This window comes from Rhizobium sp. AP16, from assembly GCF_000281735.1.
Taxonomy (GTDB): domain Bacteria; phylum Pseudomonadota; class Alphaproteobacteria; order Rhizobiales; family Rhizobiaceae; genus Rhizobium; species Rhizobium rhizogenes.
Map to the genome: position 1 here is coordinate 200,119 of NZ_AJVM01000075.1, position 17,599 is coordinate 217,717.

15 protein-coding genes and 1 other RNA gene are annotated in these 17,599 nt (G+C 61.5%); 8 read left to right on the forward strand and 8 right to left on the reverse strand.

The features are described 5' to 3' along the window. Positions 1-8: 8 nt before the first annotated feature. The 4 genes from PMI03_RS26800 to tkt form a co-directional block, all read right to left on the reverse strand. Positions 9-1,838 carry a potassium/proton antiporter gene (locus tag PMI03_RS26800; protein WP_007701284.1) on the reverse strand — a complete coding sequence of 610 codons (1,830 nt, stop codon included), beginning with the start codon at positions 1,836-1,838 and terminating at the stop codon, positions 9-11. Between the two features lie 338 nt (positions 1,839-2,176). Further along, entirely contained in the window at positions 2,177-2,761 is a 585-nt protein-coding gene (locus PMI03_RS26810) for a putative glycolipid-binding domain-containing protein (RefSeq protein ID WP_007701285.1), read from the reverse strand. A 2-nt stretch (positions 2,762-2,763) separates the two neighbouring features. Beyond that, a complete protein-coding gene (gene gap, locus PMI03_RS26815; protein WP_007701286.1) occupies positions 2,764-3,774 on the reverse strand; it encodes a type I glyceraldehyde-3-phosphate dehydrogenase in 1,011 nt (336 codons plus the stop codon). Between the two features lie 64 nt (positions 3,775-3,838). Further along, complete coding sequence (gene tkt / locus PMI03_RS26820; RefSeq protein WP_007701289.1) at positions 3,839-5,821, reverse strand: transketolase; 1,983 nt, start codon at positions 5,819-5,821, stop codon at positions 3,839-3,841. A gap of 401 nt (positions 5,822-6,222) precedes the next feature. Here tkt and PMI03_RS26825 point away from each other — a divergent pair, with 401 nt between their 5' ends. The 3 genes from PMI03_RS26825 (at position 6,223) to ssrS (ending at position 7,156) form a co-directional block, all read left to right on the forward strand. Beyond that, positions 6,223-6,498, forward strand: a complete 276-nt coding sequence (locus PMI03_RS26825; RefSeq protein ID WP_007701292.1) for a DUF4164 domain-containing protein — start codon at positions 6,223-6,225, stop codon at positions 6,496-6,498. Between the two features lie 50 nt (positions 6,499-6,548). Continuing rightward, positions 6,549-6,926, forward strand: a complete 378-nt coding sequence (locus PMI03_RS26830) for a cell division protein ZapA (protein ID WP_007701295.1) — start codon at positions 6,549-6,551, stop codon at positions 6,924-6,926. Positions 6,927-6,997: 71 nt separating this feature from the next. Next, a non-coding RNA gene (gene ssrS / locus PMI03_RS31235) (6S RNA) lies at positions 6,998-7,156 on the forward strand. 75 nt (positions 7,157-7,231) lie between these two features. Here the strand turns inward: ssrS and PMI03_RS26835 are convergent. Continuing rightward, entirely contained in the window at positions 7,232-9,031 is a 1,800-nt protein-coding gene (locus PMI03_RS26835) for a chloride channel protein (RefSeq protein ID WP_007701298.1), read from the reverse strand. A 117-nt stretch (positions 9,032-9,148) separates the two neighbouring features. On the opposite strand from PMI03_RS26835, the gene PMI03_RS26840 reads away from it, so the two are divergent. Continuing rightward, positions 9,149-9,592 (forward strand): MarR family winged helix-turn-helix transcriptional regulator, encoded by a 444-nt coding sequence (locus tag PMI03_RS26840; RefSeq protein WP_039974735.1) that lies wholly within the window; start codon positions 9,149-9,151, stop codon positions 9,590-9,592. Between the two features lie 42 nt (positions 9,593-9,634). On the opposite strand, the gene PMI03_RS26845 is transcribed toward PMI03_RS26840, so the two are convergent. Both PMI03_RS26845 and PMI03_RS26850 read right to left on the reverse strand, forming a co-directional pair. Then, entirely contained in the window at positions 9,635-10,351 is a 717-nt protein-coding gene (locus tag PMI03_RS26845) for an SDR family oxidoreductase (RefSeq protein WP_007701304.1), read from the reverse strand. A 47-nt stretch (positions 10,352-10,398) separates the two neighbouring features. Next, positions 10,399-11,217 (reverse strand): SDR family NAD(P)-dependent oxidoreductase, encoded by an 819-nt coding sequence (locus PMI03_RS26850; RefSeq protein ID WP_007701308.1) that lies wholly within the window; start codon positions 11,215-11,217, stop codon positions 10,399-10,401. 101 nt (positions 11,218-11,318) lie between these two features. Between PMI03_RS26850 and PMI03_RS26855 the strand changes: the two genes are divergently transcribed. Continuing rightward, the gene (locus tag PMI03_RS26855; RefSeq protein ID WP_007701311.1) at positions 11,319-12,182 is read left to right on the forward strand and encodes a helix-turn-helix transcriptional regulator; all 864 of its coding nucleotides are present in this window, start codon (positions 11,319-11,321) and stop codon (positions 12,180-12,182) included. A gap of 35 nt (positions 12,183-12,217) precedes the next feature. Here PMI03_RS26855 and PMI03_RS26860 read toward each other — a convergent pair whose 3' ends face one another. Further along, on the reverse strand, positions 12,218-12,541 hold the full coding sequence (locus tag PMI03_RS26860; protein ID WP_007701316.1) for a helix-turn-helix transcriptional regulator: 324 nt from the start codon (positions 12,539-12,541) through the stop codon (positions 12,218-12,220). 73 nt (positions 12,542-12,614) lie between these two features. Between PMI03_RS26860 and PMI03_RS26865 the strand changes: the two genes are divergently transcribed. The 3 genes from PMI03_RS26865 to PMI03_RS26875 all read left to right on the forward strand — a co-directional run bounded on the left by PMI03_RS26865 (position 12,615) and on the right by PMI03_RS26875 (position 17,443). Next, a complete protein-coding gene (locus tag PMI03_RS26865) occupies positions 12,615-13,097 on the forward strand; it encodes an SRPBCC domain-containing protein (protein WP_007701319.1) in 483 nt (160 codons plus the stop codon). Positions 13,098-13,439: 342 nt separating this feature from the next. After that, a complete protein-coding gene (gene mprF / locus PMI03_RS26870; protein ID WP_007701323.1) occupies positions 13,440-16,049 on the forward strand; it encodes a bifunctional lysylphosphatidylglycerol flippase/synthetase MprF in 2,610 nt (869 codons plus the stop codon). Next, positions 16,046-17,443, forward strand: a complete 1,398-nt coding sequence (locus PMI03_RS26875) for a virulence factor (RefSeq protein ID WP_007701327.1) — start codon at positions 16,046-16,048, stop codon at positions 17,441-17,443. The genes mprF and PMI03_RS26875 overlap by 4 nt, the downstream gene beginning before the upstream one ends. Positions 17,444-17,599 lie beyond the last annotated feature (156 nt).

Genomic DNA, 17,599 nt, shown 5'->3' on the forward strand with positions numbered 1-17,599 from the left:
CAAGGCGGTCAGGCGTCGTTTTTGCCGGCCCCTTCGGTGCGCTCCCGGCGCTTGCGCAGGAAGCCGCGAATACCGTCCAGGATGTCGTGCAGGTTGACGAAAATCGGCAGTGCCGTCGCCGGTTCCAGCGCCTCCAGCGACATGCCGACGGACTGGATATGGTCGTTTTCGTCGAGATCGCGGACGATCAGGATGATCTGGCCGAGGCGGACGCGGTCGGCATAGTCGGCCTTGCCGCCGAGGCGCTGGCGCATCAGTTCCGCGATCGTCAGACCCTTTTCCTGCTCGCTCAGAAGCCCCGGCCCGTAGGCGGCGTCGAGGTCGGCGGCGGGGCGCAGCGGCGAGATTGAGAAGGCGCCGAAGAAATCGGTGTCTTCCGGATCGACCGGCGCGCGGCTGGCAAAGAGACGGTCGAGAAGGCGGGAATAGCTGGGGGTAACGAAGAGATAGACGAGATCGTTTTCGCGCAGGCGGCCGGCATATTGATAGCGCATCGACTTGCCGTCGCGCACGACGAGCGACGGCATGGCCCAGCGCGGAATGCGCTCGCCACGCAGGACCGGGCTATCCTTGACGACGCGGTAGGAGAGCAGCTCATGATTGGCCGCACCTGGCAGGTCGACCTCAACCTTGTCGACCGCGCCCATGCGCGGCGGCACGATGAGGCCGAGCCGGCGCGCCATCGGTTTGATCGTCCAGCCCTGGAGGAGCAGCGACACTAGAACGACGATGAAGGCGACGTTGAAATAGGTCTGGCCGGCGTCGAGATTGCCGAGGATCGGCATGATGGCAAGGAGGATGGAAACGGCGCCGCGCAAGCCGACCCAGGCGACGAAGCCGGTCTCGCGCTGTGTGTAGTCGAAGGGCAGCAGGCAGAGCCAGACGGCGATCGGGCGGGCGACGAAGATCAGGAACAGGGCCAGCGCAACGGCAGGAATGGCGATCGCCGGAAACTGCGACGGCGTGGCGAGCAGGCCGAGAACGAGGAACATGATGATCTGCGCCAGCCAGGTCATGCCGTCCTGGAAGCGCTTGATCGAGGCCGAGGCCGGCATCTTGCGATTGCCGGCATAGATGCCGGCGACATAGACCGCGAGAAAGCCGCTGCCGCCGACAGCACCCGTGAAGGAGAAGACGAGGAGGGCGAGCGCCAGCACGAAGATCGGCGTCAGGCCGCGATCGGTCTCCAGATTACCGACGATCAGCACGATCATCATGCCGCCGAGCAGGCCGAGGATGACGCCCAGGCCCATCTGCTGGATGAAGGTGGCAAGCATGGTGAGGTTGATGCCGCCATAGCCTTCGCCGTTTGCGAGCACTTCGACGAGCGCCAGCGTCAGGAAGATCGCCATCGGATCGTTGGTGCCGGATTCGACCTCCAGCGTGGAGCGCACCTTGTCGCGGATGTTGATGCCGCCGATGCGCAGCAGGAAGAAGACGGCGGCGGCATCCGTCGAGGCGACGATCGAGCCCAGCAGCAGACCCTGTAGCCAGGTGAAGCCGAGAAGCCAGGTGGCCGCGAGGCCGAACAGCGCCGCCGTCACGAGAACGCCGAGGGAGGCTATGGTCAATGCCGGGGCAGCCGCGAGTTTGAAGGCCTGGATCGGTGTGCCATAACCGGAATCGAAGAGGATGACGGCAAGGGCGAGGGAGCCGAGAATATAGGCGAGATAGTTGTTGGAGAATTCGATGCCGAGCCCGTCCGTGCCGGCCAGGAGGCCAATCACCAGGAAGAGCAGCAGCAACGGCGCGCCGAAACGGAAGGCAAGCAGGCTCGAGAAGGCCGCGATCAGGATCAGAACCGTGCACACCAGCACGATGACGTAAAATGCCTCCACTCGGTCTTCCCCTTTCCCGTACACCCCTGCTCGGGCTGAAAGCCCGGATCGATCGCAATTCTCCCCCCACCATCCAGTATGCTGTCGCGCAGTTTGAAATTAGTAAAACAAATATTGTCGGGGAGGGCGCTAGGATCGAAACCCGCTCCGATGACTGCGACTTCATGGTGTGATGCGCTTCGCCAGAACGACGAATCGATTCCGGAATGCCTAGGGAGAATTCCTATCAAAAATTTATAGGTAAATCTGGACCATAGCAGGGCAGGAGAAGGAAAGATTTGGGCGGATCGGAGGAATAATGCGGGCCATGCGCCGCTACCTGCGATATCCGCAGAGGCTCAAAGATCCACGCGTCTGAAATAGATCGGATAGTCGATCACCAGGCCGTCCGCATCGACCGGCAGATCGACGGTGAAAACCCTGTCTTCGGCGGCGTAGCGATAGAGCTTTTCCGGGGTGATGCAAGTGTAGCGCTGGCCGTCGCGCACGGGCTCGAAGCTGTCGAAGGGGATGTAGAGCATCGAGAGCTTCACGGTCCCGTCTTCCGGCGTCATCTCGAGCCGGCGGATCGGCAGGCTGTTGGTGAAGGGCGAACCATAGAGATCGATGTCGATGCAGCCGTCGAATTGCGGCAGGGCAAGACCGTCTTCGGTTTGCCAATGGCCCTTGCCGTCCGAGAAGAGGGCAAGACGCCGGCCGTCGGTGGTTTCGACCGCGAAGGAGAGGACGGTCCAGTCGGCCGTGCAGTCGATGCGGTAGAAGACGCCGTAGGGCGAGCCGCCACGGCCGCCGATAATGGTGCCACAGGCGCGAATGGCTGCGCCGGCGGCAGTATTGATAGGAGCGATCGTCAGATGCTCCAGCCCGTCTCCTTCCAGCGGACGCCAGCGGACTGTCGTCGGAAGGAGAGGGCGGAAGGCCATGATCAGATCAGCTTGGCAAACGCGACGGCCGTGTCGGACATGCGGCTGGAGAAGCCCCATTCGTTGTCGTACCAAGTGAGGATACGCACGAAGTTGCCTTCCATGACCTTGGTCTGGTCGGTCGCGAAGATCGACGAGTGGCTGTCATGGTTGAAGTCGCGAGAAACCAGCGGCTCGTCGGTGTAGCCGAGGATGCCCTTCAGCTTGCCGTTCGATGCAGCCTTGATGGCTTCGTTGATTTCTCCGACCGTCGTTGCCTTCTTGGCCACGAACTTGAAGTCGACAACCGAGACGTTCGGGGTCGGAACGCGGATCGACGTGCCGTCGAGCTTGCCCTTCAGGTGCGGCAGAACGAGACCAACGGCCTTTGCAGCGCCCGTCGAAGTCGGGATCATGGACAGGGCTGCGGCGCGGGCGCGGTACAGATCCTTGTGCATGGTGTCGAGCGTCGGCTGGTCGCCGGTGTAGGAGTGGATGGTCGTCATGAAGCCATGGTCGATACCGACGGCGTCGTCGAGAACCTTAACGACCGGCACCAGGCAGTTCGTGGTGCAGGACGCGTTGGAGATGACCAGGTGCTCCTTGGTGAGCTGGTCGTGGTTGACGCCGAAAACGACGGTCAGGTCGGCGCCGTCAGCAGGAGCCGAAATGATGACGCGCTTGGCGCCGGCCGTCAGGTGTGCGGCAGCCTTGTCGCGAGACGTGAAGATGCCGGTGCATTCCATCGCGATGTCAACGCCGAGATCGCGATGCGGCAGCGTTGCCGGATCCTTGATCGCCGTGACCTTGATCGGCTTGCCACCGCCAACGATGATCGTGTCGCCTTCGACCTTCACTTCGGCCGGAAACTTGCCGTGGATCGAGTCGTAACGCAGAAGATGGGCATTGGTCTCGACCGGGCCGAGGTCGTTGATGGCAACGATTTCGATGTCGGTGCGGCCGGATTCGACGATGGCGCGCAGAACGTTACGGCCAATACGGCCGAAGCCGTTGATTGCTACTTTTACAGTCATTGAAATTCACTCCCGTTCACTCAGGGCGGTTATCTAGCGGAAATGAGAGCGCTTGTCAGCGCCCTCAGGAAAGCTTTGCCTCGGCGGCGGCGACAACCGCTTCCTTGGTGATGCCGAAATGATTGTAGACATCCTTGTACGGTGCAGAAGCGCCGAAGCTCTTCATGCCGATGAAGGCGCCTTCCGGACCGATGAAGGCATCCCAGCCTTCGCGAACGCCGGCTTCGACGGCAATCTTGACCGGCGAGTTGCCGAGCACTTCCTTGCGGTAGGCGTCCGGCTGCTCGAAGAACAGCTCAGTGCAGGGAACGGAAACCACGCGGGTGGAAACGCCCTTGGCTTCGAGGTCCGTGCGGGCGGCAACGGCGAGTTCGACTTCCGAGCCCGAAGCGAAGATCGTCACCTTGGCGTCGGCATTGCCGGCCAGCGTGTAGGCGCCTAGTTCGCAGAGGTTCTTCTCGCTGTATTCGGTACGCGCTGCGAGCAAGTTCTGGCGGGTAAGCGCGAGACCTGACGGACGATTGGCCGTCTTGACTGCGATCTGCCAGCATTCCGCCGTCTCAGTAGCGTCAGCCGGACGGAACAGCATGAAGTTCGGGATGGCGCGCAGGCTGGCGACCTGCTCGACGGGCTGATGCGTCGGGCCGTCTTCGCCGACGCCGATCGAGTCGTGCGTCAGAACGTGGATGGCACGGATGCCCATCAGGGCAGCCAGACGCAGCGGCGGACGGCAATAATCCGAGAAGATCATGAAGCCGCCGGAATAGGGGATCAGGCCGCCATGCAGCGTGATACCGTTCATGGCTGCTGCCATGCCGTGCTCGCGAATGCCCCAGTGCATGTAGCGTCCGGAGAAGTCGGTCGGGGTGATCGACTTCATCTGGCTTGTCTTGGTGTTGTTCGAAGGCGTCAGGTCGGCCGAGCCGCCAATGGTTTCCGGAATAAAGCCGTTGATGATTTCAAGCGCGTCTTCCGATGCCTTGCGGGTTGCAAGCGTCGGCTTGGTTTCGGCGAGCTTCTTCTTGTAGTCGCTGATGGCGGCGTCGAAGCCGGCAGGCAATTCGCCGGCGAAGCGGCGGGTGAATTCACCCTTCTTACCGGCTTCCGCTGCGGCAAGGCGTCCTTCCCATGCTTCGCGCGTGCCGACCGAGCGTTCGCCGGCGGCGCGCCAATCGGCAAGAACGTCGTTCGGAATGACGAAGGGCTCGTAGGGCCAGTTCAGTGCGACGCGGGTCGCGGCGATTTCCTCGGCGCCGAGCGGCGAGCCGTGGACCTTGTGGGTGCCCTGCTTGTTCGGAGCGCCGAAGCCGATGATCGTCTTGCAGGCGATCATCGTCGGGCGGTCGGATTTGTGGGCAGCTTCGATGGCGGCGGCGATCGCAGCCTGGTCGTGGCCGTCGACTTCGATCGTGTTCCAGTGAACGGCCTTGAAGCGGGCGACCTGGTCGGTCGAATCCGAGAGCGAAACAGCGCCGTCGATGGTGATCGAGTTGTTGTCCCAGAAGAGGATGAGCTTGTTGAGCTTCAGGTGGCCGGCGAGCGCGATGGCTTCGTGGCTGATGCCTTCCATCAGGCAGCCGTCACCGCACATGGCATAGGTGTAGTGATCCTGCAGTTCGGAGCCGAACTCCTCGCGCAGCTTGCGCTCGGCGATCGCCATGCCGACGGCATTGGCAATGCCCTGGCCGAGCGGGCCGGTGGTGGTTTCGATGCCGGTGGCGTGACCATATTCCGGATGGCCGGCGGTCTTGGAGCCGAGCTGTCGGAAGCGCGAGAGTTCCTCGACCGTCATATCCGGATAGCCGGTCAGATACAGAACCGAATAGAGCAGCATGGAGCCATGGCCAGCCGACAGCACGAAGCGGTCGCGGTCCGGCCAGCGCGGGTTCTTCGGATCGAAACGCAGATATTTGCTAAAGAGAACCGTGGCGACATCAGCCATCCCCATCGGCAGACCGGGATGACCGGAGTTGGCCTTCTCGACAGCATCCATGGCAAGGAAACGGATCGCATTCGCCATCCGGTCGTGTTGTTCGCGAGAGATCATGGTTTTTCCGCAGTGTTCCGGGTTCGGGGGATGGCCACACGCTTGAAAAGCAGGGTCACCGGTTGAAAGGCGGCTGCAGCGGAGAAGCTTCTGCCAACTCCACTTTCAGCGCTGCCTCAGGCGGCTGAGACATAGCAGTTAGGGCGCGCAAGTCAATAAATCCACAGGCCGATCCGGGGGTGGTTTGGCATTTTTTTGACATTTGCCTGTCGACTTTGACAAAAGACGACAATGGTAAGACAAAGCCTGTGTAAGCCGCAAAGGTGACCGTCATCCACAGATTAGGCCACCTGCCGCATGGCCGCCTTTATTGACGTTCAGTTGCTGAGTTGAATATTGTTGGGAAATCAGACAAGTGGCCGGATATTCTGATTCGGTCCTTGCGCGGAGACTCGAAAGGCATGGAGCCCTCAGGCAAAACGGTGGATGCGGCGCTCACTCATTTGCGCCAGGCGCTTTCGACTTTGGAGAGTGCCGTCGATGGACGGTTTGAACGCGAGCGCGCGCAAAGCGATGTCGAAGGCGAAGTTCGCCGGGTGCATGCTGATCGCTCGCGGCTGGCCCAGGAACTCGACCAGGCGGAGTTTCGAGCGAACCGGCTCGAAGAAGTCAATCGCGAAGTGTCGCGCCGGCTTGTGACGGCGATGGAAACCATAAGAGCCGTGCTCGACCGCTGATCCCTTGGGGATCCAGCCGTCGCGTTCAGCGGCAATGATCGGAAAGTCGAATGGCGCAGGTAACGGTAACGATCGACGGCAAAGCCTACCGGATGGCCTGCGAAGAGGGCCAGGAAGCGCATCTGACGGATCTCGCCACCCGCTTCGACCGCTATGTCATGCATCTGAAGAGCCAGTTCGGCGAGATCGGCGATCTGCGCGTCACCGTGATGGCGGGCATCATGATCATGGACGAAGTGTCGGAATTGACGCGGCGTGTCTCGGCGCTGGAGGCAGAACTCGAAACCCTGCGCAGCAATCGTGACACCGTGCTTGCGGCCAATACCCGCAATGAGGAGACGCTAGCGACCGTGATCGACGAGGTGGCGACCCGCATTCGCGGCATCACCGAAAAGCTAACGGCTCGTCCGGGCACTGAGCCGACCTGAGACTTTCGTTTATTTCTCGGACTGGGCACCGCAGCCACTGGTACAAGGCGAAAATTCTCTTTATATAGAGGTGCGGTCTGCGCTTCCCGACAGGAACCACAATCCCTGGGGCCATACTCGATCCAAAGGGAGCTGTCCCTGGCCAGGCCCGTGGGCTTGGACATATGGCGCCCACCTACGTTTGTAGGCACCCAGGATCGTAAACATCCATCGGTCGTCGTGGATCGCTCTTTCTTTTCCGGCTGAGTAAAGAAAGACAGCGTCGCGGGATTATTGTTGCCCCGCTGACGCCGCTCCTCCTCCCCTTAACGTTTTGCTCCGAGATAGGCGCCGCGCTCGAATTCCGAGCGGTTGGCGGCGCTGCGCAGGCGCAGCAGGTCCTTGCGGGCAATGAGCCCAATGAGAACGCCGGTCCGCTCGTCGACGACGGGAACGCGGCCGGTATCGGCCTGGATCATGATGTCGGCGACGCGGCCGACCGTGTCTTGCGGATGGGCAACCGGAATGGACGTATCCGAGATCAGGTCGTAGAGCGTCTGGCCGGCGAGGTCGGTCCCATGTTGCCAGCGCAGCGCATCGGCCCGCGAGATCATGCCGACCAGACGGCCGTCAGCTTCGACAATCGGATAGAAGCGATGGGCATCCATCTTCTCGGTCAATTGCGCCAATGCCTCGCCGGCTGGCATAGTGGCGGGCAGCGTGTCCACCTTGGCGATCATGATGTCGGCCACGCGGGTCAGTTCGAACGGGTCGATGCCGTATTCGCGGGTGATGTGCTGGCCGCGGCGGGCGATCTTTTCGGTCAGGATCGATCGCTTCAACAGCAACACGGTGACGGCATAGGCCGCAACGGTAGCGGCAAGCAGCGGCACCAGCGCCTGCATGTCGCCGGTGAGCTCGATGGCAAAGAAGGTGCCGGTCAGCGGCGCGCGCATCGTGCCGCCCATCATCGCGGCCATGCCGAGCAGCGCCCAGAATCCGGGATCGCCGGGCAGGACGAAGCCGACCAGCCAGCCGAGTGCGCCGCCGAGGATGAGTAGCGGCGCAAGCACGCCGCCCGAGGTTCCCGACGACAGGGCCACCAGCCATATGCCAGCCTTGACCAGGAGGATGGCGAGCACGGCGCTCGCGACGATATGGTCGTTCAGCAGATCGGAGATGATGTCGTAGCCGACGCCAAGCGCGCGTGGCTCGATCAGCCCGCCGAGACCGACGACGAGGCCACCAAGTGCTGGCCACCACATCCAGTGAATAGGCAGCTTCTCGAAGGCGTCTTCGATGCGGTAGAGCAGCGTCGTCAGCAGGCCGGATTGCAGGCCGGATAGGATGCCAAGACAGGCGGCGAGCGGGATGCCCCACCAGCCCATCTGCATATCGAAATGGGCCGGAAAGAGAGGGCCACTGCCGATCAGCAGGGGTCGCCAGGCGATGGAGATGCAGGATGCGATTACCACCGGAATAAAGCTACGCGGCTTCCATTCGAACAGCAGCAGTTCGACCGCAAGCATGACGGCGGCGATGGGCGAACCGAAGATCGCGGTCATGCCGGCGGCGGCGCCCGCGACCAGCAGGGTTTTGCGTTCGGCGGCGCTCATGTGGAAGAATTGTGCGAAGAGGGAACCGATGGCGCCACCGGTCATGATGATCGGCCCTTCGGCGCCGAAGGGGCCGCCGGTGCCGATCGAGATGGCGGAGGAGAGCGGTTTCAGGATCGCCACCTTCGGCGACATGCGGCTGCCGCCGATCAGGATCGCCTCAATTGCTTCGGGAATGCCATGGCCGCGGATTTTTTCCGAGCCAAAGCGGGCCATCAGGCCAATGACGATGCCGCCGATAATGGGCGCGGCCACCATCCACGGCGAGCGTGCGATAGTGCCTAATGACAGCGGTTCGACACTGATCTTGAACAGCCAGACGGCGTTGGTGACGAGCGCGATGAGGTTGATCAGCACCCAGGCGGACAAGGCGCCGCCGGTGCCGACGACCAGCGCCATGACTGCCAGAACCAGAACGCGCCTGTCCGTTGTGAAGTCGCCATTGTCTTTGCGAGAGGCCCCGCCCGAAAAATCATGGGCGGGCCGATGATGTGCGTTGATATCCTGCATGGGATGCTTTCTGTGCTAAAGCGCGGCGGCAAAGTGGCTGGAATTGCGTTGCCATGGCAATTATATCGTAATGCGATATAAATCAACGACAGAAAACAAACTGTGTTTATGAGGACGATGAGCGTGACGCAGAATTTGGGGGAGACGCTGTCGCAGGCGGACTATGAAGCACTGGCGACGCTGCGCTATACGCTCCGAAAGTTCATGGATTTCAGCACCTCTGCCGCCCATCAGGAGGGATTGCCGCCGCAGCAGCATCAGGCGCTGCTGGCGATCAAGGGCAATCCGCTCGGCGAGGCAATGACCATCGGCATGCTGGCCGAACGCCTGCTGATCGCGCCGCACACGGCGACCGAGCTGGTCGGCCGGCTGATCGACGCCGGCTATGTCACCCGCCATCCCGATCCGGTCGACAAACGCCGCCAGACGCTGCAGTTGGCGGAAAAATCCGAGGATGTCCTTCGCAGACTTAGCGCCATTCACCTTCAGGAAATCCGGGACATGGCGCCGGAGTTGATCGATATCCTGACGCATTTGCAGGCAGGCGTTGGCGGCAAATGAAGAGGCCACTGCCGGCGATGACCGGCAATGGCGTATTGCGGATTATTGGCCGAGCCGGATGCCGCCGTCGCAGATCAGCGTGTGGCCACTCATAAAGCCGTTGCCGATCAGGAAGCCGATGGCATCCGCAATGTCTTCCGGTCGGCCGATGCGCCCGACCGGAGTGCGTGCGGCAAAGCCTGCAAAGGCGGATGCTTTCTGATCCTCGCCGAGGAAATCCCACCAGGGCGTGTCGACGACGCCGGGCGAAACGCAGTTCACCCTTATCGGCTTCAGTTCCACCGCAAGGATTGGGGCGAGGGCGGCTATTGCCGCGTTGATGGCGCCGAGGCCTGCCGTTCCCGGCATGGCTGCCTGCGCCGAGACGGCGGAGACGAAGGTAATGCTGCCGTCTTTCGAGAGATAGGGGAGGCTGGCCTGGGCACAGGCGAAATGCGCCATCGTCTTTTGCTCGAAGCCCTTCCTGAGATCGGCCAGATCGACGGTGGCGAAGGGACCGCCGCCATTGCCGCCGCCGAGAGCCAGAACCAGATGATCGAGGGGTCCGATCGTTTCGAAGGCCTTAGCTAGGCTGTTGAGATCGGCCGCATCGATGGCGATCGTGGTGACATCACCGTCGAGGCTCTTCGCGGCCGCGTTCAGCTTTGCCTCATCGCGGCCGGTGATGGTGACCCGATAGCCTTTATCGAGAAGATGGGCGGCGGTCGCAAGGCCGATGCCTGAGGAGCCACCGACAATGGTGGCGTGTTGGGATGACATGATCTGTCTCCTTGTTGGGTGGATAATGATGGGGTCGTGGAAGGTGTTCAGCTCAGGCCGGCAAGGTTCTGGCTGAGGAGGCGAAGGCGTTGACGCGCAGTCGTGTCATAGGCCTGCGCATTGGCGCGGGAAGGGTGCTGCCCGTTGTAGTAAAGGCCGGAGTGCCCCTCGAGATCGGCACTCACGGCCAGATTGAGGATGGCATCGGCACCTTGATCGACCGTGCTCATCGGGGCGACACCGGCCTGGCGGACCATGGTGGTGTTCATGTAGGTCGCGGGATGCAGGCAGTTGGCGATCATGTTGGAGCCAGCCAGTTCCTCAGCGAGATCGAAGGTGAACATGATCTGCGCTAGCTTGCTCTGGCAATAGGCGCGTACGCCGCTATAGCCACGCGTCAGCATAACATCTGAGAAATCGATGGGTTGCTGGCCGGCCGAGGAAACATTGACGATGCGGGCGGGGCCGCTCGCCTTTAACAGCGGCAGCAGGCGGCGCGTCAGCAGGAAGCCGGCAAGGTAATTCACCGCAAAGCGCAGTTCGTGTCCGTCGCGGCTCACCTGACGCCCTGCGTTGCCACCGCCGGTGCCGATGCCGGCATTGTTGACCAGAATGTCGAGGCGGTCGTGATCGCGTTCGATCGCATCGGCGAGTGCGCGAACCTCGTCCAGCGATGAAAGATCGGCTGGGTAAAAGACTGCTTTCCCACCCGCGTCGTGAATGCCGGCAAGCAGGCTTTCAGCCCGCGCCTGGTCGCGGCCATGCACCAGCACCTTTCCGCCCGCGGCCGCGAGCCTCTCGGCAACCCGGCGGCCGACGCCGTCGGTCGAGCCGGTAACCAGTATCGTCTTGTTGCTCATATCCATCGCAATTGCCTCAATCTTGTCTCTGGAGTGATATTTGGCAGTTTGCGAAAGCGGCAAACAGTTCTGACTTTATCCTAGTATTCATCCTGCTATGATAAGCTATGACCATCAGCCAGAACCAAACCATTCTAGACGCCCGGCGCCGTGAATTCGGGGCTTTTCTGCGTTCCCGGCGAGAGAAGCTGACGCCGGCAAGCGTCGGGCTTCCGGACGGATTTCGCCGGCGGACGCCGGGGCTCAGGCGTGAGGAGGTGGCGCTTCTCGCTGGTGTCGGAACCACATGGTACACATGGCTGGAGCAGGGGCGGGACGTGCGCGCCTCGGTGGAGGTGCTGTCGGCCCTGGCCGATGCCCTGCTGCTCGATCCGGCCGAACGACGGCATCTCTTCACTTTGAGCGATCGGCCGTCGACGGAACTTCCGATACATGGGCCAGAGGACGTGCCGGACGCGCTGCGGCGCATGCTGGCGAGCCTCACCGGCCAACCGGCCTATGTCCTTGGCCGCCGCTGGGATGTGCTCGCCTGGAATGCGGCGTCCGTCGCGCTTTTCGGCGATTACGGCCTGCTTGAGGGCGATGCGCGCAACACTGTCCATCGGGTGTTCACCGATCCCGCGCACCGGCAGCTCCTGGTCGATTGGGAGATCGTGGCGGCGAACTCGCTCGCTATGTTCCGCGCCGATAGCGCGCGCTATGCCGGCGATCCCGACTTCGAGCGGCTGATCGCGACATTGACGCAGGTAAGCCCGGAATTTCGCGCCTGGTGGCCGAGACAGGACGTGCTGCGGCCGCTGGCGGGCCACAAGCGATTGCGCCATCCCTTGGGCGGGCTGATGAATTTCGAATATACCGCGCTCGCCGTCATCGACCGGCCCGACATGAAGCTGGTGGTTTACACGCCGCTCGACGAGGATGGGACTAGCGAGAAGCTCAGGGTGTTACTGGGGCGGAGCCGCGCAGCATAGCGTCCGGTTCAGCGGTGTCGAGAATTCTCGTCATCTCAGCCTTCGAGATCGCTCCTGAGCCTATCGAGAATGGATAGGGCGTGGCCGGCATAGGCGCTGATCCAGCGATCGTGAATCTGTTTGATCGGCAGGCTGTTCAGGTGGTTCCAGCGCTCGCGCCCCTCCTTTTTGGCAATCACCAGTCTGGCTTCCTCCAGCACTTTCAGATGCTGCATCACCGTGCACCGGTCCATATCCGGGAAGGTCTCACAGAGCATGCCGGTGGTTCTCGGCGCCTCCTTCAGGAGGTCGAGGATTTCGCGCCGGCGGCGATGCGCCAGGGCCTTGAAAATCAGGTCGCTATCCGATTCGCTTGACATGTTATATTTTTATAACATAATGCTACCGATCGCAATGGAGAGAATGCTGCAATCGGAAAGAGGAGGAGAAGCCATGACGCTGGATATCCGTGTTTCGGGCCGCATCGGCCGCAAGGTGGAAGAGGTCTTCGATGCTGTCGTCAATCCGCAGAAGCTTTCGAGCTATTTCACCACCGTCGGCGGCGCCAGCGCGCCGCTGGTGGCCGGGACAACGGTCATCTGGTGGGAGAAGGCGCCGGTCGAGGTCAGTGAGATCGAGCCCGGTCGCCGCATCGTCTTTCATTGGGATGGCGGCGCCGATGAGGAGGGCGCGCGCTACAGGACCAAGGTCGAGATGACGTTCGAAGCGCTCGACGACGGTGGTACCCTGGTGACGATCGCGGAATCCGGTTGGCGTGAGGATACGGCCGGCCGTCGCAGCACCTATCTCAATTGCGAAGGCTGGACTCAGATGCTCTGCTGCATGAAGGCCTTCGTCGAATATGGCATCAATCTGCGGGAAGGGTTCTTTCTGAGCGAAATGCGCGGCGTGCCCGCCGAGGCGCCGGATCGCTGAGAAGGTCGGGCGAGGATATACGTCCGCAGGCACTTGCCGAGAGAATATGATCCCGTCGGAATGTCCTGATAGTGAACTGTGTGGCTTGCGGGCGACGCGGTTCACTTTTCTGTGTGGATAAGCTCAAATTCCTGGTGAATGACAAATTCCTTTTAATAATAACGGATTCCTTGTTAGAGGAACGCGGCCTGCGCCAAAATTGCCCAAATTCAGAAACATGGGAGCGCTCGGGAAAAAGAGCCCGTGGACAGAAGTGCAGGCGACACCATAAAGATGCAATATTAGCGTTACTGCACATCCTAGCAAACGGGACCGGCGAAAGCCAATTCAAACAGGTAGAGCATGTCGACCCCAATCGATCTGGAAAAAGCCGATGAGGAACTGAAGGAACGCGGTGGGATAAGCGGGTTCCTGAACAGCAACCGCACGCTGATCGTTGCCGTCCTTACCGTCGCCGTCTTCGGTATCGCCGCCTATGCGATCTTCGATCTGACGAACGAAGTCCGCTATGACGATGTCGTGCACGCGCTCGAGACGACCAAGCTCTCGTCCATCCTGCTGGCCCTGTTCTTTACCGGCCTCAGCTTCGCCTCGCTGATCTTCTACGACCAGAACGCGCTGGACTATATCGGCAAGCGCCTGCCGTTTCCGCATGTGGCACTCACCTCCTTCAGCGCCTATGCGGTCGGCAACACGGCTGGTTTCGGTGCGCTCAGCGCCGGCGCCATCCGCTATCGTGCCTATACGAGGATGGGCCTGTCGCCCGATGACATCACCCGCGTCATTGCCTTCGTCACGCTGGCCTTCGGCCTTGGCCTTGCCGCCGTCGGTGCCATCGCGCTGCTGGTCATCGCCGACGAGATCGGCCCGCTGATCAATGTTAATGGCCTGTGGCTGCGCCTGATCGCCGGCGCCATTCTCGCCGCGCTCGCCGTGGTGATCGTCATCGGCCGCAACGGCCGCGAGGTGCAGATCGGGCCGATCGCCGTTCGCCTGCCGGATTCGCGCACCTGGTCGCGGCAATTCCTGGTGACGGCCTTCGATATCGCCGCCTCGGCCTCGGTGCTCTATGTGCTGCTGCCGGATACGGCCATCGGCTGGCCGGGCTTCTTCGCCATCTATGCCATCGCCGTCGGCCTCGGCGTGCTGAGCCACGTTCCGGCCGGCTTCGGCGTGTTCGAGACGATCATCATCGCCTGGCTCGGCAGCTCGGTGAATGCCGACGCGGTCCTCGGCTCGCTGGTTCTCTATCGCGTCATCTACAACGTCATTCCGCTGGCGATCGCGATCCTCGCCGTCTCCGTGGCCGAACTGCGTCGCTTCGTCGATCATCCGGCCGCCTCCAGCATGCGCCGCATCGGCGGCCGCCTCATGCCGCAGTTGCTGTCGACCTTCGCGCTGCTGCTCGGCATGATGCTGGTCTTTTCGAGCGTAACGCCGACACCGGACCAAAATCTCGAATTTCTCCGCGACTACCTGGCATTGCCGATCGTCGAAGGAGCACATTTCCTGTCCAGCCTTCTTGGGCTTGCGATGATCGTTGCCGCCCGCGGCCTTGGCCAGCGCCTCGACGGCGCCTGGTGGGTCTCGATCTTCTCGGCGGTCCTCGCGCTGCTGCTGTCGCTGCTGAAGGCCATCGCCATTGTCGAGGCCGGATTGCTCGGCTTCCTCATCTTCGGCCTCGTCGTCAGCCGTCAGCTCTTCACCCGGCCGGCATCGCTGCTGAACCAGGCCCTGACAGGCGGCTGGCTGACGGCGATCGCGGTGATCTGCATCGGCGCCATCGTCATTCTGTTCTTTGTCTATCGTGACGTCGAATACAGCAACCAGCTCTGGTGGGAGTTCGAATTTACCGGTGAGGCGCCGCGTGGGCTGCGCGCCGTGCTCGGTATTTCCATCGTCTCGTCGGCGATCGCGATCTTCAGCCTGTTGCGGCCGGCGACGCCGCGACTGGACCCGGTTTCCGAAGATGCCGTGGAGCGGGCTGTCGAGATCGTCCGCAACCAGGGCGTCGCCGACGCCAATCTGGTGCGGATGGGCGACAAGAGCATCATGTTCTCGGAAAAGGGCGATGCCTTCATCATGTACGGCAAGCAGGGCCGCTCGTGGATCGCGCTGTTCGATCCGATCGGGCCCAAGCACGCCCTGCCTGAGCTTGTCTGGCGCTTTGTCGAAACCGCTCGTGCGGCGGGCTGCCGCTCGGTCTTCTATCAGATATCGCCGGCGCTTCTGTCCTATTGCGCCGATGCCGGTTTGCGCGCTTTCAAGCTCGGCGAGCTGGCGGTGGTCAACCTCACCAATTTCGAGCTGAAGGGCGGCAAATGGGCCAATCTTCGCCAGACCGCGAGCCGCGCAGTGCGCGACGGACTAGAATTTGCCGTTATCGCGCCGCAGCATGTGCCTGATATCATGGATCAGCTGGCCGAGGTTTCGGAATCGTGGCTTGCCGATCATAACGCCAAGGAAAAAGGCTTCTCGCTGGGGGCCTTCGATCCCGACTATGTTGCCTCGCAATCGGTTGGCGTGCTGAAAAAGGATGGTAAGATCGTCGCTTTCGCTAATATCCTGATGACGGAGACCAAGGAGGAGGGCTCTGTCGATCTGATGCGCTTTTCACCGGATGCCCCGAAGGGATCGATGGATTTTCTGTTCGTGCAGATCCTCGAATATCTGAAGGAGCAGGGTTTCCAGCGCTTCAATCTGGGCATGGCGCCGCTGTCGGGCATGTCGAGGCGGGAATCGGCGCCGGTTTGGGACAGGGTCGGGGGAACCGTGTTCGAACACGGCGAACGCTATTACAATTTCAAAGGGCTTCGTGCCTTCAAATCCAAATTTCATCCCGATTGGCAGCCACGCTATCTGGCCGTTTCGGGAGGTGTCAGTCCAATGATCGCGTTGATGGATGCCACATTCCTCATCGGGGGCGGACTTAAGGGGGTCGTGAGGAAATGATCTTGAAATACGCAACATCCTTGGCTTCCGCATTGCTGCTGACAGCGGGCCTGCTGGTATCAGGCGCGGCGCGGGCGGACGAGGACGATACCAAATACGATCTTGGCATGATTTCGCCGCCGCATATCCTGCGTCCGCAAGGCAAGGTGACCAGCGAGGTCATCCTGATCTCCGACGTCGCCGGCTGGGGCGACAAGGAGAAGGGCGTCGCCGACAAGCTCGTCGCCAACGGCACGCTGGTCATCGGCATCGATTATCCGTCCTTCCTGGCGTCGCTCAACAAATACGACGTCAGCCAGAATGACGGCTGCATCTACATGGTCTCGGACTTGGAATCGCTCAGCCAGCAGGTGCAGCGCTCCTTTGCCGACAGCACCTATCAGCTGCCGATCATCGCCGGTGTCGGCGCGGGCGGCGCTATGGCGCTGACGATTGCCGCGCAGACCCCGGATGCCACCGTTGCCGGCACGCTTGCCGTCGATCCGACCTCCGGTATTGCGCTGAAGCAGGAGCTTTGCACGCCCGCCGAGAAGAAGAGCGATGGCGACATGGTGTCCTTCGGTCTTCAGGAAGGTGCTCTGCCGAACCCGATCGTCGCGACATTCACGTCGAACGCTCCCAAGGACGGACGCGACCATGTCGAGGAGATTCAGAAGGATCACCCTGATGTTCAGGTTACCGATTCCGATGATGACGACACCTATACCACCCTCAGCACCGGGCTAGCCGACCTGATGAAGACGATCGACAGCGAAAAATCGCCGCTTGGTCTGCCTGTCGATGTCATGGACACCAAGCCCACGGAAGACACGCTGGCGATCGTCTATTCCGGCGACGGCGGCTGGCGCGATATCGACAAGGAAGTCGGCAGCTATCTGCAGGACCAGGGCATCCCCGTCGTCGGCGTCGATACGCTGCATTACTTCTGGACGGAGCGCGACCCACAGCAGACCGCCGACGATCTCGGTCGCATGATCCAATACTACACCAAGCGCTTCAAGGTGAAGCATGTGGTGCTGATCGGCTATTCCTTCGGCGCCGACGTGCTGCCGGCGAGCTATAATCGTCTGAAACAGGCCGACAAGGACAAGATCGTGCAGATCTCTCTGCTGTCGCTGTCGCGCAAGGTCGACTATGTGATCTCGGTCATGGGTTGGCTGGGCGCCACAAGCGCAGGCAAGGGTGGCGATCCCACCAATGACCTCAAGTCGATCAATCCGAAGATGGTGCAATGCATCTACGGCAAGGATGATGACGAGGATGTCGCCTGCCCGGTCTTGACCGGTACGGGCGCCGAAGTCATCGCCATGGATGGCGGCCATCATTTCGACGACGATTACCAGGCTCTGGCCAATCACATCATTAACGGCCTGAAGAGCAGGCTCGGCGAGTGACGCACTGATCGCGCGGCGGCTTGTTCCGCCGCGCATTCCAACAGCTATTCAGCCATACGCTCCGCTGTTTTCCATGTCCGCCGCCCAGCATTCGTTTGCTTCTTGGCGTGGCTCCCGGTAGTCGGAAGAAAGACGGCACGAGTCGATCCCGGCTCG

Excerpts from the sequence above, each read along its gene's own strand:
- gap (WP_007701286.1), bottom strand. The coding sequence starts at position 3,774 with ATGACTGTAAAAGTAGCAATCAACGGCTTCGGCCGTATTGGCCGTAAC.
- PMI03_RS26850 (WP_007701308.1), bottom strand. The coding sequence starts at position 11,217 with ATGGATATGAGCAACAAGACGATACTGGTTACCGGCTCGACCGACGGC.
- PMI03_RS26810 (WP_007701285.1), bottom strand. The coding sequence starts at position 2,761 with ATGGCCTTCCGCCCTCTCCTTCCGACGACAGTCCGCTGGCGTCCGCTG.
- PMI03_RS26855 (WP_007701311.1), top strand. The coding sequence starts at position 11,319 with ATGACCATCAGCCAGAACCAAACCATTCTAGACGCCCGGCGCCGTGAA.
- PMI03_RS26840 (WP_039974735.1), top strand. The coding sequence starts at position 9,149 with ATGAGCGTGACGCAGAATTTGGGGGAGACGCTGTCGCAGGCGGACTAT.
- mprF (WP_007701323.1), top strand. The coding sequence starts at position 13,440 with ATGTCGACCCCAATCGATCTGGAAAAAGCCGATGAGGAACTGAAGGAA.
- PMI03_RS26865 (WP_007701319.1), top strand. The coding sequence starts at position 12,615 with ATGACGCTGGATATCCGTGTTTCGGGCCGCATCGGCCGCAAGGTGGAA.
- PMI03_RS26825 (WP_007701292.1), top strand. The coding sequence starts at position 6,223 with ATGGAGCCCTCAGGCAAAACGGTGGATGCGGCGCTCACTCATTTGCGC.
- PMI03_RS26860 (WP_007701316.1), bottom strand. The coding sequence starts at position 12,541 with ATGTCAAGCGAATCGGATAGCGACCTGATTTTCAAGGCCCTGGCGCAT.
- PMI03_RS26830 (WP_007701295.1), top strand. The coding sequence starts at position 6,549 with ATGGCGCAGGTAACGGTAACGATCGACGGCAAAGCCTACCGGATGGCC.
- PMI03_RS26845 (WP_007701304.1), bottom strand. The coding sequence starts at position 10,351 with ATGTCATCCCAACACGCCACCATTGTCGGTGGCTCCTCAGGCATCGGC.
- tkt (WP_007701289.1), bottom strand. The coding sequence starts at position 5,821 with ATGATCTCTCGCGAACAACACGACCGGATGGCGAATGCGATCCGTTTC.
- PMI03_RS26875 (WP_007701327.1), top strand. The coding sequence starts at position 16,046 with ATGATCTTGAAATACGCAACATCCTTGGCTTCCGCATTGCTGCTGACA.
- PMI03_RS26835 (WP_007701298.1), bottom strand. The coding sequence starts at position 9,031 with ATGCAGGATATCAACGCACATCATCGGCCCGCCCATGATTTTTCGGGC.